This is a genomic window from Streptomyces sp. NPDC090088, assembly GCF_044747345.1.
Taxonomy (GTDB): domain Bacteria; phylum Actinomycetota; class Actinomycetes; order Streptomycetales; family Streptomycetaceae; genus Streptomyces.
In genome coordinates, this window is sequence record NZ_JBIVDZ010000014.1 from 174181 (window position 1) to 189147 (window position 14967).

The following is a 14967-nucleotide window of genomic DNA, read 5'->3' on the forward strand; positions in this document are numbered from 1 at the left end:
CGAGACGGTGCCCTACCAGGACCCGCTGGGCAACTACGTCCTCGGTGACCGGGTTCCCGTCGTCATCGTCTACGGGGAGCTGGACAAGACGGCCAACACCGCGCCGAACGTCCCCGTCCCCCCGCCGCTGCGCTTCTCCGTACCGGCCCTCTACCAGGCCATCGGCGGGCCCGAGAAGCTGATGTTCGAGCTGGAGGGTGCGGGGCACTCCGCGGTCTGGGAGCGCCCCGCGGAGATCGTGCACGACATCGCCTTCCAGTGGCTCCACAACAAGCACAAGGTGTGGGGCCTCACGAGCGGCAACTACTACCGTGACTCGACGGGCGTCCTGACGCCGGTCTAGGCCGCCCTCAGCTCAGGAAATCCCGGCCGATCTGCTCCGCCACCCGTTCCAGGATCGGGCCGGCGTCGGCGATGCACTTCACCACGTCCGGCTCGATCTCGGTCAGCGGGTACGCACGCCGGATCCCGGCCCTGCCGATCGCCTCCGGCGGCAGGGCGAGGCGGCCGCAGACCGCCACGACCTCCTTGTCGGCGGCGCGGGCGGCCGCGGCCACCCCGGCCGGTGCCTTCCCGTGCAGCGTCTGCTCGTCCAACGAGCCCTCACCGGTGATCACCAGCGTGGCCCGCTCCAGCGCGGGCGCGAAGCCCAGCACGTCGAGCATGACCTCGATGCCGGCGCGGAAGCGGGCGCCGAGGAGGAGCGCGCCGTAGCCGATGCCGCCGGCCGCGCCGGCGCCCGGCGAGGACGCGTACCCGGCGGCCCGCGGGCCGACCTCGGCCTCCAGGACCTTCGCGAAGGTGGCCAGCGCGGCGTCCAGGAGTTCCACGTCGTCGGGCGAGGCGCCCTTCTGCGGGCCGTAGACGGCCGCCGCGCCCTTCGGGCCGGTCAGCGGGTTGTCGACGTCGCTGGCGAGGATCAGGTCGACGGAGGCGAGCCGCGGGTCGAGGCCGGACAGGTCCGCGCGGGCCAGGTCGGCGAGACCGCCGCCGCCCGGCGGGACCGGTTCGCCGTCCTCGTCCAGGAAGCGCGCCCCGAGCGCCGACAGCATGCCGGCGCCGCCGTCGGTGGTGGCGCTGCCGCCGACACCGAAGACGATCGTGCGGGCACCCGCGTCCAGCGCGGCCCGCAGCAGCTCTCCGGAGCCGTAGGTGGAGGCCGTGAGGGGCGCGAAGACACCGCGGGGCAGCCGCTGCAGCCCGCTCGCCTCGGCCATCTCCACCACCGCGGTGTCGCCGCGCAGCGCGAACGCGGCGGTGACCTCCTGCCCGAGCGGCCCGGCGACGTCTCTCTCGTGGCGCTCGAACCCGGCGGCGACCGCCGCGGCCACCGTGCCGTCCCCGCCGTCCGCGACGGGCAGCGCCTCCACGTCGAGGCCGGGCACCACCCGCCGCAGCCCCGCCGTGACCCGCTCGGCGACCTGTACGGCCGTCAGCGAGCCCTTGAACTTGTCCGCGGCGATGAGCACGCGCTGTGTCACCTGTATCCCCTTGCTCTCCGGGCCTCGCGCACATCAAGGCCAGTCGCGCCGCTGTGACCTTAACCGGAGGACGCCCTCCCCGTCATTCCCCGCCCGAACCCTGGGAAGGGGCTGGGAACCACCTGGGAAAACGGGTAGACCACAGCCATGGGCGACCTGGGGTCAGGAGCGACGGGCAACCCGAGGTCCGGACTCGCGGACCGGGAGCTCGCCGACCGCGTGCTCGGCGGCTGGCTCGGCCGGATCGCGGGCAACATGCTCGGCAAACCGGTCGAGCGCGGCGAGGTGTGGACGCGCGAGCGCATCGACGGCTATCTGCGGCGGGCCGGTGCCCTCCCCCTCACCGACTACCTCCCCGAGCCCGCCGCCGAGACCGACGCCCTCGCCCTGCGCCCCGAGTGGCGCCAGTGCGTACGCGGCCGGATCCACGGCAGCTGCCGGGACGACGACGTCGACTACGCCGTCCTCGGCCTGCACCTCCTGGAGACCCACGGCTTCGGCTTCAGCACCGAGCAGGTCGGCGAGCTGTGGCTGCTCCGGCTGCCGTACCTCCAGACGTTCACGGCGGAGCGGGCCGCCTACCGCAACCTCGCCAACGGGCTGAAGCCACCGCTCACCGCCACCTGTGACAACCCCTTCCAGGAGTGGATCGGGGCGCTGATCCGCGCCGACGTCTTCGGCTGGACCTGCCCGGCCGACCCGCGCCGGGCCGCGGCCCTGGCCCGCCGGGACGCGGTGCTCTCGCACTCCGGGAACGGGGTGTACGGGGCGATGTGGGCGGCCGCGCTGATCTCGGCGGCGTTCACCGCGCCGAGCGTGCGGGACGCGATCGAGACCGCGCTCACCGTCGTACCGGCGAGCTGCCGTCTGGCCCGGACCGTGCGCCGGGTGGTCGCCCTGTACGAGGCCCGGGTGGGCTGGGAGGACACCCTCGACACCCTCGCCGGGGAGACGGCCGGCCTCGGCTGGATCCACACGGTCCCGAACGCGGCCGTGCTCACCGCGGGCCTGCTCCACGGCGACGGCGACTTCACCCGGACCGTCACGCTCACCGTGCGCGGCGGCCTGGACACCGACTCCAACGGCGCGACGGCGGGCTCGGTGGCCGGGGTGCTGACCGGCGCGGCGGCCATCCCGGCGCGCTGGCGGGACCCACTGGAGGACACGGTCCGCAGCGCGGTCTTCGGCTTCGACGGGGCCCGCATCAGCGACCTGGCGGAGCGCACCGCGCGGCTCGCCCGGACGGGCGCGGGGCGCGGGCTGGTTACCCTTCCTGAGTGACCACCACCGACACCTACGCCGCGTACATCGCGAGTCTCCCCCGCATCCTCGCCGGGGCCGCCGCGCTCTTCCGGGACGCCGAGGGGCGGGTGCTGCTCGTCGAGCCCAACTACCGGGAGGGCTGGGCGCTGCCGGGCGGCACCATCGAGTCCGACGACGGGGAGACCCCGCGCCAGGGCGCCCGCCGGGAGACCCTGGAGGAGATCGGCCTGGACCGGGAGCCGGGCCGGCTGCTCACGGTGGACTGGGTGCACGGCACCGGCCGGCCGCCCGTCGTGGCCTACGTGTACGACGGCGGCGTCCTCACCGACACGGACCTCGGGGCGATCAGGCTCCAGGAGGAGGAGCTGCTGTCCTGGCGGCTGGTGTCCCGCGAGGAGATCCACGACTACCTCCCGGGCGCGCTCGGCCGACGCGTGCTGGTCGCCCTGGACGTGCTGGCCGAGGGCTCGGGCGCCGCGGAACTGGAGAACGGCGACCGAGTGGGCTGAGCCGCCGCCCGGACCAGACTCACTCCTTCGAGTGATGCTCCCAGGGCGGCGATATCCGTTCGCCGCCCGCCCGCACCCCGCCCTACCCTCGAACACATGACCAAGCCCCTCGTCGCCCTGCTCAGCGGCGCCGGTATCTCCACCGACTCCGGGATCCCGGACTACCGCGGCCCGAACGGCGTGTGGCGCAAGGATCCCGAGGCCGAGAAGCTCGTCACGTACGAGTACTACATGAGCGATCCGGAGATCCGGCGGCGCTCGTGGCAGCTGCGGCGGAAGACCCGTGCACTGCTGGCGGAGCCGAACGCCGCGCACCGGGCGGTGGCCGAGCTGGAGAGGTCCGGGGTTCCGGTGCGGGTCATCACGCAGAACGTGGACGGGCTGCACCAGCTCGCCGGGCTGCCCGCCCGCAAGGTGCTCGAACTGCACGGCAGCGCACGGAGTTTCCTGTGCACCGCGTGCCACGCGCGCGGTCCGATGCGGGACGCCCTGGCCCGCGTCGAGGCCGGCGAGGCGGACCCGCCGTGCCTGGAGTGCGGCGGCATTCTCAAGTCCGCGACCGTCTTCTTCGGCGAGCGGCTGGATCCGGTGGTGCTCGGGGAGGCGGTCGCCATCACCAAGGCGTGCCAGGTGTTCGTCGCCGTCGGCAGCAGCCTCCAGGTGCAGCCCGCCGCGGGCCTCGCGGGTGTGGCCGCCGACCACGGCGCCCGGCTGGTCATCGTCAACGCCGAGCCGACGCCGTACGACGAACTCGCGGACGAGGTGATCCGCGAGCCCATCGGCACCGCGCTGCCCGAGCTGCTGGCGGGTCTGCGGAACGGGTAGCGGCCGGCCGCCGGACGCGGCGGCCCGCTAGAAGAGGCCCGCGCCCGTTTCGAAGTCCAGCAGGCGCTGCTTGCGGGGCAGGCCGCCGCCGTAGCCGGTGAGGCTGCCGTTGGCGCCGATCACGCGGTGGCAGGGGACGATGATGCCGATCGGGTTCTTGCCGTTGGCGAGGCCGACGGCGCGGGAGGCCTGCGGATTGCCCAGGGCCTCGGCGAGTTCACCGTACGACCGGGTCTCCCCGTAGGGGATCAGCAGCAGCTGTTCCCAGACGCTGCGCTGGAACGGGGTGCCGTTCAGGCGCAGTTCGAGGGTGAACTCCTTCAACTCGCCCGCGAAGTAGGCGGAGAGCTGCTCCTCGGTCTCGGTGAACAGGTCGTCGTCGCGGGAGCCGAAGGTCTCCTCCGGTGGGCGGTGGCGCTGTTCGACCATGTAGAGGCCGCAGAGGGTGCCGTCCTCGGCCACCAGGGTGAGGGGACCGTACGGACTGTCGGTCACGGTGTGGTTCTTCACGACAAGATCCTTACACGGGCAGGAAGTTGATCGGGTGGCTGTCGGTCGCCCACAGGTACTGGACGGCGTACGCGCGCCACGGGCGCCAGGCCGCCGCGCGGGCGGTGAGGGCGGCCGGGGTGCCGGGCAGGCCGAGTTCCTGGGCGGCACGGCGGATGCCGAGGTCGGTGGGGAGGAACGCGTCGGGATCGCCGAGCGCGCGCATGGCGATGACGTCGACGGTCCAGGGGCCGAAGCCGGGCAGGGCGAGGAGCTTGGCGCGGGCCTCCGCCCAGTCGCTCTCCACTCCCAGGTGGAGGGTGCCGTCGGCCAGTTGACCGACCAGCGTGGTGAAGGTGGTGCGGCGGGTGCGGGGCATCGCCAGGGAGTCCGGGGACACCTGCGCGAGCGCCTCGGGGGTCGGGAAGAGGTGGGTGAGTCCGCCCTCGGGGTCGTCCACGGGGGTGCCGTGGGCGGTGACCAGGCGGGCCGCGTGGGTGCGGGCGGCGGCCGTGGAGACCTGCTGGCCGAGCACGGCCCGGACCGCGAACTCGGCCTCGTCGACCGTGCGCGGCACCCGCCGCCCCGGCGCCTTGTCCACCAGCGGCGCCAGGAAGGGGTCCGCGCGCAACTGGTCGTCGACGGCGACCGGGTCGGCGTCGAGGTCGAGCATGCGGCGGCAGCGGCTGATCGCGACGGGCAGGTCCCGCAGGTCGCTGAGGGTGAGCCGGCAGGCGATGTGGTCGGGCTTCGGGGTGAGGCCGACGATGCCGTGGCCGTACGGCAGCCGCAGGGTCCGCCGGTAGGCGCCGTCCCGCCACTCCTCGACGCCGGGTACGGCGGTGGCCGCGAGGTGGCCGAAGAGGTTGTCCGGGTTGAGGGGGGCGCGGAAGGGCAGCCGGAGGGTCAGCGCGCCGGGGGCGCTCGCGGCCTTCTTCGGGGCCCTGGCGCGCAGTTCGCTCGGGGCGAGCGCGAAGACCTCGCGGACGGTGTCGTTGAAGGTGCGGATCGAGGAGAAACCGGCCGCGAAGGCGATCTCGGCCATCGGCAGGGCGGTCGTCTCGATCAACAGGCGGGCGGTCTGGGCGCGTTGGGCGCGGGCGACGGCCAGCGGACCGGCACCGAGTTCGGCGAGCAGCTGGCGTTCGACCTGGCGCGGGCTGTAGCCGAGGCGGGCGGCGAGGCCGGGCACGCCCTCGCGGTCCACGACCCCGTCGGCGATCAGCCGCATGGCGCGGGCGACCAGGTCGGCGCGCTGGTTCCACTCCGGGGAGCCGGGGCTGGTGTCGGGACGGCAGCGCTTGCAGGCCCGGAAGCCGGCCTGCTGGCAGGCGGCCGCGCTCGGATAGAACGTCATGTTCTCCGGCTTGGGCGGTACCACCGGGCAGCTGGGCCGGCAGTAGATCCGCGTGGTCAGGACCGCCGTGAAGAACCAGCCGTCGAACCGCGCGTCCTTCGACTGCACGGCCCGTACGCAGTGCTCGCGGTCGAGGTGCATCGCTTTCTGCATGACTCCAGCATCGGCCACCGCGGCGGCCGATGCTGGCGAAAATCCGACACGAAGGTGCGCTGACCTCCGGGCCGCCACGGCTCCTGCGAGAACCCTACGACTCCTGGGTGAAGTAGTGGTCCTGGTCGAGGTCGGCCAGCAGCCCGGGCTGCGCGGGCCGCCAGTCGTAGCGCTCGCGGGTCGCGGCGCTCGACGTGGGGTTGTCGTTGCCGACGAAGGCCGCCATCCAGCCGAAGTGGGCGGCCGCCTCCTCCCGGGCGAGGGAGACGACCGGCACGTCGAGGCGGCGGCCGATGATCTCGGTGATGGACCGCAGCGGAACGCCGTCGTCCGCGGTCGCGTGCAGCACGGCCCCGGCCGGGGCCGCCTCCAGGGCCTTGCGGTAGAGGGTGGCGGCGTCGAGACGGTGCACGGACGACCAGCGGTCGGTGCCGTCGCCGATGTAGGCGGCGACCCGCTTGTCGCGGGCGACGCCGATCAGACAGGGGACGAAGGCGTGGTCGCCGGCCCCGTGCACCTGAGGGAGCCGGATCGCGGAGACCCGTACCCCCCGCTCGGCCAGCGCCAGGGCGGCCCGTTCCGACTCGCCCCGGTGCGCGCCGGGCGCGGCGGGGTCGGTCCCGTCCGCCTCGGTGCCGATCCGGCCCGGGGTGAGCAGGCCGGTCACGGAGCTGATGACGAGCGGGCGGCCGGAGCCGGCGAGCGCGTCGCCGAAGGCCGCCAGGGCCGCGAGTTCGGTGCGCAGGGCGCCGTGCAGGTCGGAGAAGTCGTGGACGAAGCCCGTGTGGACCACGCCGTCCGCCGAGTCCGCCGCGACCCGCAGCCCGCCGACGTCGTTCAGGTCGCCCCGGTGGGCCTCCGCTCCCACCTCCTTCAGGGCCGCCTCGGCCGCGTCCGAGCGGGCGAGGCCGAGCACCTGGTGCCCGGCGCCGAGCAGTTCGCGGACCACCGCGCTGCCGATGAACCCGGTGGCGCCGGTGACGAACACACGCATGACAGATCACCTCGTGAAGAGTGCGAGTTCTGGGACGACCTCAGCGTGCGCCCGGCCCCGATCCCGGGTCCAAGACCTGTTCCGCACCGGGTGATGCCCGTCCGGTCATGACCGCAGCTCACCGCGGCGGACGGGAGTTACAGTCGACGGGTGACCCCACCTCCCGTATCCCCCGTGCCTCCGGTGGACCTGGAGCTGCGCCTGGTGCGCTACTTCACCGTGGTCGCCCAGGAGTTGCACTTCGGTCGCGCGGCCGACGCGCTGCACCTCGCCCAGCCCTCGCTGAGCCGTCAGATCCGGCGCCTGGAGCAGCAGTTGGGCGCCCGGCTGCTCGACCGCACCTCGCGCGGGACGCGGCTCACCGAGGCCGGGGAGGTCTTCCTGCCGCAGGCGCGGGAGCTGCTGCGGACCGCGGGACGGGCCGCCGCCAGCGCGCGCTCGGCCGCCGGGCAGGGCCCGTTCACCGTCGGTTACACCACCCATCAGATCGTCACCCCGGCCGTCCGGGAACTGCGCCGGCGCCACCCGGACGCCGACGTCCGCACCCTGCACGTGGACTGGAGCGAACCGCGCGCCGCGCTGCTGGACCACCGGGTGGACGTGGTGGTGACCCGGCTCCTGTGCATCTCCGACGGCCTGGACATCACGGTCCTCTACGACGAGCCGCGGGTGCTCCTGGTGCCGCTCGGCCACCGGCTGGCCGGCAAGGAGTCGGTCACCCTCGCCGACTTCGCCGACGAGCCGCTCCCCCGCTTCACGGGCGCCGACCGCGCCGGGGCGCACCCACCCGGCCACACCAACCTGGGCGCCCTGGTGGACACGTTGGAGGACAAGCTGGAACTGGTCGCGAGCGGCGAGCTGGTGTCCCTGGCGCCGGCCGGGTTCCGGGGCAGTCTGCGGCCGGACATCGCCGTCGTCCCGATCGAGGACGCGGACCCCGTCCAGGTCGTCCTGGCCATCCGGGCCGGCGACCGCCACCCCCTGTTCCCGACGTTCCGCCACGCGGCCGAGACCCATCTGGTCCCCGCCTACGCGGTCTAGGCCGGAGCCGCCCGCGCGGTACACGCGGGCGGCTCCGGGCCCCGGAGGATCAGGCCGTGTCCGTGGAGTCGTCGCCGCGGGCCACGCACAGCGCCCAGATGATGAATCCGGACAGCGCGATCATCACGACGGACCAGACCGGGTAGTACGGCAGGGACAGGAAGTTGGCGATGATCACCAGCGCGGCGATCGCCACGCCGGCGCCGCGCGCCCACGCGGCCGGCTGGAACAGGCCGATGCTGACGGCCACCGCGATCACACCCAGGACCAGGTGGATCCAGCCCCAGCTGGTGAGGTCGAACTTGAACACGTAGTTGGGGGTCGTGACGAAGACGTCGTCCTGGGCGATCGCCATGATGCCCCGGAACACGGCGAGCAGTCCGGCGAGCATCAGCATGACGGCGGCGAAGGCCGTCAGCCCTCCGGCCCACTGCATCTTGGCGGTGTGCTGGCGCGGGTGGTGCGCGGGGTGTGTGGCGGTCATACGGCTGCCTCGATTCGTTCTCGGAGGGGGTGCTCAGCGCCCGTGGGCGGTGGGCACCGAGCCGGGACGTCCGGCCGGTCCGGCCTCGCTGAGGACCAGTTGCTTGGCCTTGCGGAACTCCTCGTCGGAGATGTCACCGCGGGACTTCAGCTCGGAGAGCTTGGCCAGTTCGTCGACGCTGCTGGTCGGGCCGGTACCGCCCTGGGCGGTCTGCCGGATGTACGACTCGAACGCCTTCTGCTGGTCGCGGGCCTGGGTGATCTCCCGCTGTCCCATGCCCTTGCCGCGGGCGATCACATAGACGAGGACGCCCAGGAAGGGGACCACGATGCAGAGGGCCAGCCAGCCGGCCTTCGCCCAGCCGCCCATCGTGTCGTCCCGGAAGATGTCCACGATGACGCGGAACAGCAGGACGAGCCACATGATCCACAGGAAGAGCCACAGCATGGTCCAGAAGGCGCTCAGCAGCGGATAGTCGTACGCGAGGTAGTTCTGCGCGCTCATTTGTGTCCTCCGTCCACGGCATCGGCCGGTCGGCCGCGCTCTGCCGTCTCAGTGCCGTCTCAGCGTGCGCACGACGGACGCCGGGCTTCCTCACCCGGTGCGGGTGATCGTGCGCGGGCCGGAACCCGACGGCGTCACTCCGGCCGGCGGCGCATCTCCACGACCCGCAGCCCCAGCGACAGACAGCGGTTCAGCAGGCCGTACAGCTGTGCCTCGTCGATGACCGGACCGAACAGGACCGTCTGGCCGGACATCGTCACGTGCTCCAGTTCCGGGAAGGCCTGGGTGAGCGTCTCCGACATGGTCCCTTCGACGCGGATCTCGTAGTGCATGAGCCGTCTCCCGCCGCGGTGTGCTGCGGTCTGTTCCGCGATCGTGCGCCCGGCGGGCGCCGGCCGGCCTCACCCGGCACAGGTGAACCGGGGATCCGGGGATCCGGGGCCGCGGGCGGGTCAGAGCAGTCCGCGCTCGCGGGCCCGGCGTACGGCGTCGCCGCGCCGGCCCACGCCGAGCTTGCGGTAGACGCTCTTGAGGTGGGTCTTCACCGTGTTCACGGAGACGTACAGGTCGGCGGCGATCTCCTGGGTGGACATCATCTGGGCCAGCCGGCTCAGCACCTCGCGTTCGCGTCCGCTGAGCTCCTCGACGAGCAGGGGCGCGGGATCGGCGCCGGTGCCGTCGCCGTACAGCCAGCCGGCGGCCAGGCCGTGCAGCGGCGGCAGGTCCAGGAGGTGCCGGATCCGTGGGCCGGCGTCCAGGAACGGGCGCCGCAGCCGGTCCTGGCGGGCCTCCAGGAGCGCCCTGGCGAGCAGTTTGCGGGCGGTGTCGTCGTCGCCCGCCTCGGCCGCGGCGCGGGCGCGCACCAGGGTGGCGCGGACCGTGACCCCGGGACCGGTGCCGCCGTCCGCGCAGAGCCGGCCGGCCGTCTCGACCGCCTCCTCGCGCCGGCCGGCGGCGAGCCGCGCCCACGCCAGTTCCGCCGTGTACACGGGCACGCCGGGGCAGGGCGTCCCGTCCAGTATCTCGGCGGCCCGGTCGGAGCGGCCCCCGGCGAGCTGGGCGGCCGCGGCGGTCAGGGCCGCGCCCGCCCGTACCCAGGGCGAGGGCACCCGGGTCCGTACGGCCGGGACCGCCGCGCTCGCGGCGGCCTCGGTGTCGCCGAGCGCCAGCAGCAGCCGGGCCGTGACCAGGGCGCGGCAGCCCTCGGTCACCGGGTCCGGCACGCCGGAACCCGGACCGGACTCGGCGGCCTCGTCCAGCAGGGCCCGGGCCCGCTCCAGTTCGTCGCGGTCCACGGCCACGGCGGCGAGCACCAGCTGGCCGAGTCCGGCGCCGGGGAACGGACGTCCGCCGCGGTGCCGGGTCAGGTCCGTCGCGGCCAGCGCCCGGCTCTCCGCGCCGCCGAGGCGGCCCTCGAAGTAGTCGAGCAGCGCCAGGTGCCCGAGGGAGTCCTCCCGGGGCAGCTGGGTCGCGGCATCGGCGGGCAGTCCGGCCACCTCGTCCAGGGCGGCGCGCGCCTCGTCGAGGTGACCCGCCCACACCCGCGCCGAACCCAGGTGGCTGAGCAGCAGGGCGGTCACTTCCGGATGCTTCGCGAGCAGCCGGGCGGGCACCTCGTGGCGCAGCTCCCCGGCCGTCGCCGTCGCCTGCTCGGCGCGGGCGGGGGCGCCGGTCAGCCGGGCCGCCAGGGACTCCAGGAGCACCCGGCTCAGCCGATTCGCGGCGGCCGAAGCCCCCGGGGCCGGGGTCGTTTCGGCGTGGCCGAGGTGGGCGAGGCCACGGTCGAGGTCGTGCCCGGACAGCTCGCGGGCCGCGCGCACCAGCTCCACGGCCGCGCCCGTGGCCTCCGGGCCCATCCCGGCGAACAGCTCGGCGAGGTCGTCGGCGCGCGGGCCGGTGAGGAGCCGGCCGATCGCCAGGTCGTCGACGACGGCACCGGCGGTGAACTCCCAGTCGGCCGCCGCCGCGCCGTGGGCCAGCGCCTCCGGGACGGCGCCGTGGGCCCGCAGCCAGCACGCGGCACGCCGGTGCAGTTCCGGTTCGAGCCCCGGTGAGCGCGCCCGCAGATGGACCCGGAGGATCTCCCCGAACAGCGGGTGCAGCCGGTACCAGGAGTGCCCGAGGTCCTCGACGAAGGCGTTCTGGCGGCACAGCCCGGCCAGGCGCGGTCCGGCGTCGGGGCGGCCGGTCAGCGCCTCGGCCAGTTCGGGGCAGAACCGGTCCAGGACGCTGACCCGCAGCAGCAGGTCCTGGGTCCCGGGCGGCTGCCGGGTGAGCACCTCGGCGAGCAGGAAGTCGGCGATGACGCTGTGCCCGGCCTCGAACTCCTTCAGGTACGTCTCCGGATCCGTGCTCTGCTGGGCGGCGAGGGCGCTCAGGCGCAGCCCGGCCGCCCAGCCCCGGGTGCGCTCCACCAGGGCGCGGGCGGCGTCGCCGGACAGCGGCAGACCGTGTCGGACCAGCAGGTCGGCCGCCTCGTCGGGGGTGAAGGCCAGCTCGTCGTTCCTGACCTCGGTCATGGCCGCCGCCGCCCGGTAGCGGTGCAGCGGCAGCAGGGGTTCGGTGCGGGTGACGAGGATCAGCCGCAGTCCCCGCCCTGCGTGGTGCAGCACGAACTCCAGCTGCTCGGCCGTCTCCGGGGCGGCCATCCGGTCGAACTCGTCGAGGACCAGGATCGCGGGCCGGTCGAGTCCGCCCAGCTCGTCGGCGAGGCGGGCCAGCAGCCGGTTGCCGACCATGCCGATGTCCCCGCCGACGTCCCCGGGGCCGGTGAGCCCGGCGGGCAGCGGGGTTCCGGCGGAGTGCAGGGCGTGCAGCACATAGGCCCAGAACATGCCGGGGCCCTGGTCGCCCGCCTCGGTGGTGAGCCACGCGACCGGCCGTCCGAGCCCGGCCGCCCAGTCGGCGACGAGGAGGGTCTTGCCCGCGCCGGCCGCCCCGTTGACCAGGGTCAGCGGTGTGTCGAGCGCCTGGTCGAGGTGCGCGGCCAGCCTCGGCCTGCGGACGAACGTGGCGGGCCTGGCCGGCACCGCGAGCCGGGTACGCAGAAACGGCTCCCCCAGTGGATCGGCATACCCGAGCGCCGGTCCCCGCGTGCTCTCGTCCCTCGCGGCCACAGAGATCACCACCCGTGTCCGGCCGACCGTGGTCGGAACTCCACGTGATCAGCATCCCAGTGTTGCGGCGTCGGCGCAGGGCGCGGGGGGGGCGGGGCGCCGGGGGGCGGGGGCGGGGCAGGCGCGGGAGGGCAGGCGCGGGAGGGCAGGCGCGGGAGGGCATATGGGGTCGGCCGCGCAGGGATCATGGGGCTGTGCTGGGTCGAACCCTCGGGTCCGGTGGCCGCGGCTGTCAGTCCCGGCCGCCGGGGCGGCGGGATCACGGTGTCGTGCGGGCCCTGAGGTCCCGGTGGCCGAGGCCGTCCCGGTGGCCGGGGCCGTCGGCTACCGGATGCCGGGACCGCCGGGTGCGCCGGGACCGCCGGGTGCGGCCGGTGCGGTGTCGTCCGGGATGCGGCCGCCTGCCGCGAGCAGGGCCAGGACGGCGAGGACGGCGAGGAGCACGATCGCGAGGAGCAGGACCGTGAGGACGGTCGGGTGGTTCCAGAGGGCGAAGACGAGGGCGACGATCAGCAGGGCGCCGAGGGTGATCCAGCGGCGGTAGGCAAGGGCCCAGGTTCCGGCCCGTCCGGTGCGGACATGGTGGGCGGCCGCCCAGCGGGCCGCGGAGTCCGCCGTACGCTCCGACGTGCCCCGGAGGGCGACCGGCAGCCGTCCCGGGCCGATGAGGTACGCGCCGAGGGCGATGACCACGCCCAGCACGACGGCCGTGCGCAGACTGACGCGAAGGAACCTCAGCAGGGTGTCGAAGACGTCCGCGGCGGCCGCCTTGGACTGCACCTCGGGCGGCAGATGGTCCAGGTAGTAGCGGCGGGCCACGACCAGGCCGACGGCCATCACCAGGCAGGCGAAGGCGGCGCCCAGCGCGGTGCGGGCCAGTGCCCGGCGCCGCCCCCGGGCGAGGAACACGCCGGCCGCGCCGAGCAGCACGACGAGGACGGGGAACCAGTTCCCGACGATGTCGAGGAGGTGCGCGCCCTTGCGGAACTTGGCCAGCTGGTCGGAGTGGAAGAGCACCAGTTGCTTGTCCACCTGCGGGATCTTGTCGGCGGGTTTCAGACCGGCGTCGACCAGTTCCTGCTTCACCCGGTCCACCGCCGTGCCCAGGTCGAGGGTGACCGTGCCGTCGCTGACCCCGACGGCGCCCCGGCCCTGTCCGGTCAGGGCGTGGTCGACGGCCTGGTGGGCGGCGCGGTTGGCGGTGCGCCACACGTCGGCGAAGGCGTCGCTCCGCACCACCCGCGTGGCGACTTTGGTCACCGTCTGGTCGACGGCGGCGTCGATCTGCGGGCCGAGGCCCCGGAGCGCGTCGGCGGCCCGGGGCGGCAGCCCCTTGGACTGCAGCCAGCCGGCCAGGTCCCCGGCGACCTGGGGGCCGTCCACATGGGCGCCCACGGCCTCGCTGATCCGGTGCACGGCCGCGTCCTGAACGGCGGGTTCGGTCGCCAGCGGGGCGACGGTGGCCACGTACCGGTCGGTGTCCAGGGCGATGTCGTGCACCCAGACCGCGAGCAGGGCGACGGGCACCAGAACGCAGGTCAGCACGGTGAGGACGGCCGAGGAGACGGTGCGTGCGATCCGGCCGGCGGTGCGGCCCCGGTGCCCGTCCGGCCCGGTCCCGCCCCCGGCGGCGGCCGTGGCGGGGGTCTGCGGGGCGGGCGGCTCGGCCACGAGACGACCTCCGGGGTACGGGGATGCCTGGTCATCCCCATTGCCTCAGTCCCGGCGCCCGGCCGCGCGCCCCGGCGGGCCGAACGGGCGACGGGCCCCGGCGTCAGGACGTCCCCTCCGCCCCCTCCGCCCCCTCCGCCCTCTCCGCCCCCGCCGTCCGCGCGTCCCGGTCCCGGAGCGGCGGCGGGCTGCCGAGGCGGCGGGCGAGGAACGGCTCCTGGGCGAGGACCGCGCCGAAGCTGACGCTGCCGGTGACCGCGAGGCAGACCACGATCAGCCAGGTCAGGAGCACGAACACCGAGCCCAGCGAGCCGTACTCGGTCAGGGTGCGGTCGAGCGCCAGCGGCATGTACAGCCGGGCGGTCACGGTCAGGGCGGTGAGCGCGATCGCCGTGATCAGGGCGCCCGGCAGCAGCGGTTTCCAGGGGATACGGCCGCCGAGCAGCAGGTGCTGGGTCCACCACCACAGGCCGGTCTGGCAGGCGAGGGTGACCGGGATGCCCAGCCAGGGGCCCAGGCCGAAGCCGTCGTGCAGCGCGCCCTGAAGGAGGAGTACACCGATCCAGAGCCCGAGCCAGGCCACCCAGCGCCAGGGGGCGATCCGGGTGCCGGCCCGGGGGATCTCCCAGGCGCGTTTGCACAGCCGTTGCACGGCCCGGCTGACGGCGGTGGCCGAGATCAGCACCATCAGCCCGCCGATCACCCCGGTGGTCTCCCGCAGGTTCTCGGCCTGGGGCTGCATCAGCTGCTGGAGCTGGGCGTCGGCCGGACCGGTCAGTCCGAACACCGAGCGCATGGAACGGATCAGCTGGTCCCGGACCGCCGTCGGGGCGTAGGCGGCGAACACGAAGAGCAGCGGGACGGCGGCCAGGAAGCACTGGGCGGCCAGCCGGGTGCCGGTGTCGAAGAGGTTCACGGACACCATGCGGTCCGCGAGGTGCGTGAGGAACGGGAACCGGGCCTCCGCCCGCCGGTGCGCGGCCTTCGCGGCGACCACCAGCCGAGCCGTCCGCTCCCGCCACCGGGCCACACCGAACCGCGACCCGCCGCACCCCTCCCGCCCACCGACCGGCATGGCCC

Annotated in this window: 15 protein-coding genes; 5 read left to right on the forward strand and 10 right to left on the reverse strand. The window is 74.5% G+C overall.

Annotated features, from left to right (window positions below):
- Window positions 1–7 precede the first annotated feature (7 nt).
- On the forward strand, window positions 8–343 hold the full coding sequence (locus ACIPSJ_RS48695) for a hypothetical protein (protein WP_401356249.1): 336 nt from the start codon (window positions 8–10) through the stop codon (window positions 341–343).
- Between the two features lie 7 nt (window positions 344–350).
- On the opposite strand, the gene ACIPSJ_RS48700 is transcribed toward ACIPSJ_RS48695, so the two are convergent.
- The gene (locus tag ACIPSJ_RS48700) at window positions 351–1469 is read right to left on the reverse strand and encodes a glycerate kinase (RefSeq protein ID WP_359225452.1); all 1119 of its coding nucleotides are present in this window, start codon (window positions 1467–1469) and stop codon (window positions 351–353) included.
- Between the two features lie 159 nt (window positions 1470–1628).
- On the opposite strand from ACIPSJ_RS48700, the gene ACIPSJ_RS48705 reads away from it, so the two are divergent.
- The 3 genes from ACIPSJ_RS48705 (at window position 1629) to ACIPSJ_RS48715 (ending at window position 4078) form a co-directional block, all read left to right on the forward strand.
- Window positions 1629–2762, forward strand: a complete 1134-nt coding sequence (locus ACIPSJ_RS48705) for an ADP-ribosylglycohydrolase family protein (protein WP_401356252.1) — start codon at window positions 1629–1631, stop codon at window positions 2760–2762.
- Complete coding sequence (locus ACIPSJ_RS48710) at window positions 2759–3253, forward strand: NUDIX domain-containing protein (RefSeq protein ID WP_401356255.1); 495 nt, start codon at window positions 2759–2761, stop codon at window positions 3251–3253. Before ACIPSJ_RS48705 ends, ACIPSJ_RS48710 begins: the two co-directional genes overlap by 4 nt.
- Before the next feature lie 96 nt (window positions 3254–3349).
- On the forward strand, window positions 3350–4078 hold the full coding sequence (locus tag ACIPSJ_RS48715) for a Sir2 family NAD-dependent protein deacetylase (protein ID WP_359225364.1): 729 nt from the start codon (window positions 3350–3352) through the stop codon (window positions 4076–4078).
- A 27-nt stretch (window positions 4079–4105) separates the two neighbouring features.
- Here the strand turns inward: ACIPSJ_RS48715 and ACIPSJ_RS48720 are convergent, their stop codons facing one another.
- From ACIPSJ_RS48720 to ACIPSJ_RS48730, 3 genes are all read right to left on the reverse strand, one after another.
- Window positions 4106–4588 carry a methylated-DNA--[protein]-cysteine S-methyltransferase gene (locus ACIPSJ_RS48720; RefSeq protein ID WP_355719345.1) on the reverse strand — a complete coding sequence of 161 codons (483 nt, stop codon included), beginning with the start codon at window positions 4586–4588 and terminating at the stop codon, window positions 4106–4108.
- Between the two features lie 10 nt (window positions 4589–4598).
- Window positions 4599–6065, reverse strand: a complete 1467-nt coding sequence (locus tag ACIPSJ_RS48725) for an AlkA N-terminal domain-containing protein (protein ID WP_359225450.1) — start codon at window positions 6063–6065, stop codon at window positions 4599–4601.
- Window positions 6066–6171: 106 nt separating this feature from the next.
- Window positions 6172–7071, reverse strand: a complete 900-nt coding sequence (locus ACIPSJ_RS48730; protein ID WP_401356257.1) for an SDR family oxidoreductase — start codon at window positions 7069–7071, stop codon at window positions 6172–6174.
- 150 nt (window positions 7072–7221) lie between these two features.
- Between ACIPSJ_RS48730 and ACIPSJ_RS48735 the strand changes: the two genes are divergently transcribed.
- On the forward strand, window positions 7222–8112 hold the full coding sequence (locus ACIPSJ_RS48735; RefSeq protein ID WP_401356259.1) for a LysR family transcriptional regulator: 891 nt from the start codon (window positions 7222–7224) through the stop codon (window positions 8110–8112).
- 49 nt (window positions 8113–8161) lie between these two features.
- On the opposite strand, the gene ACIPSJ_RS48740 is transcribed toward ACIPSJ_RS48735, so the two are convergent.
- The 6 genes from ACIPSJ_RS48740 to ACIPSJ_RS48765 form a co-directional block, all read right to left on the reverse strand.
- Window positions 8162–8596, reverse strand: coding sequence for a hypothetical protein (locus tag ACIPSJ_RS48740; RefSeq protein WP_355729717.1), 435 nt, complete (start codon window positions 8594–8596; stop codon window positions 8162–8164).
- A gap of 33 nt (window positions 8597–8629) precedes the next feature.
- A complete protein-coding gene (locus ACIPSJ_RS48745) occupies window positions 8630–9100 on the reverse strand; it encodes an SHOCT domain-containing protein (protein ID WP_401356261.1) in 471 nt (156 codons plus the stop codon).
- Between the two features lie 134 nt (window positions 9101–9234).
- Window positions 9235–9432, reverse strand: coding sequence for a hypothetical protein (locus ACIPSJ_RS48750; protein WP_355729719.1), 198 nt, complete (start codon window positions 9430–9432; stop codon window positions 9235–9237).
- A 120-nt stretch (window positions 9433–9552) separates the two neighbouring features.
- On the reverse strand, window positions 9553–12225 hold the full coding sequence (locus ACIPSJ_RS48755) for a LuxR C-terminal-related transcriptional regulator (RefSeq protein WP_401356461.1): 2673 nt from the start codon (window positions 12223–12225) through the stop codon (window positions 9553–9555).
- A gap of 315 nt (window positions 12226–12540) precedes the next feature.
- Window positions 12541–13887 (reverse strand): hypothetical protein, encoded by a 1347-nt coding sequence (locus ACIPSJ_RS48760; protein WP_401356264.1) that lies wholly within the window; start codon window positions 13885–13887, stop codon window positions 12541–12543.
- A gap of 103 nt (window positions 13888–13990) precedes the next feature.
- Entirely contained in the window at window positions 13991–14962 is a 972-nt protein-coding gene (locus ACIPSJ_RS48765) for a YihY/virulence factor BrkB family protein (protein WP_401356267.1), read from the reverse strand.
- Between the last annotated feature and the right edge of the window lie 5 nt (window positions 14963–14967).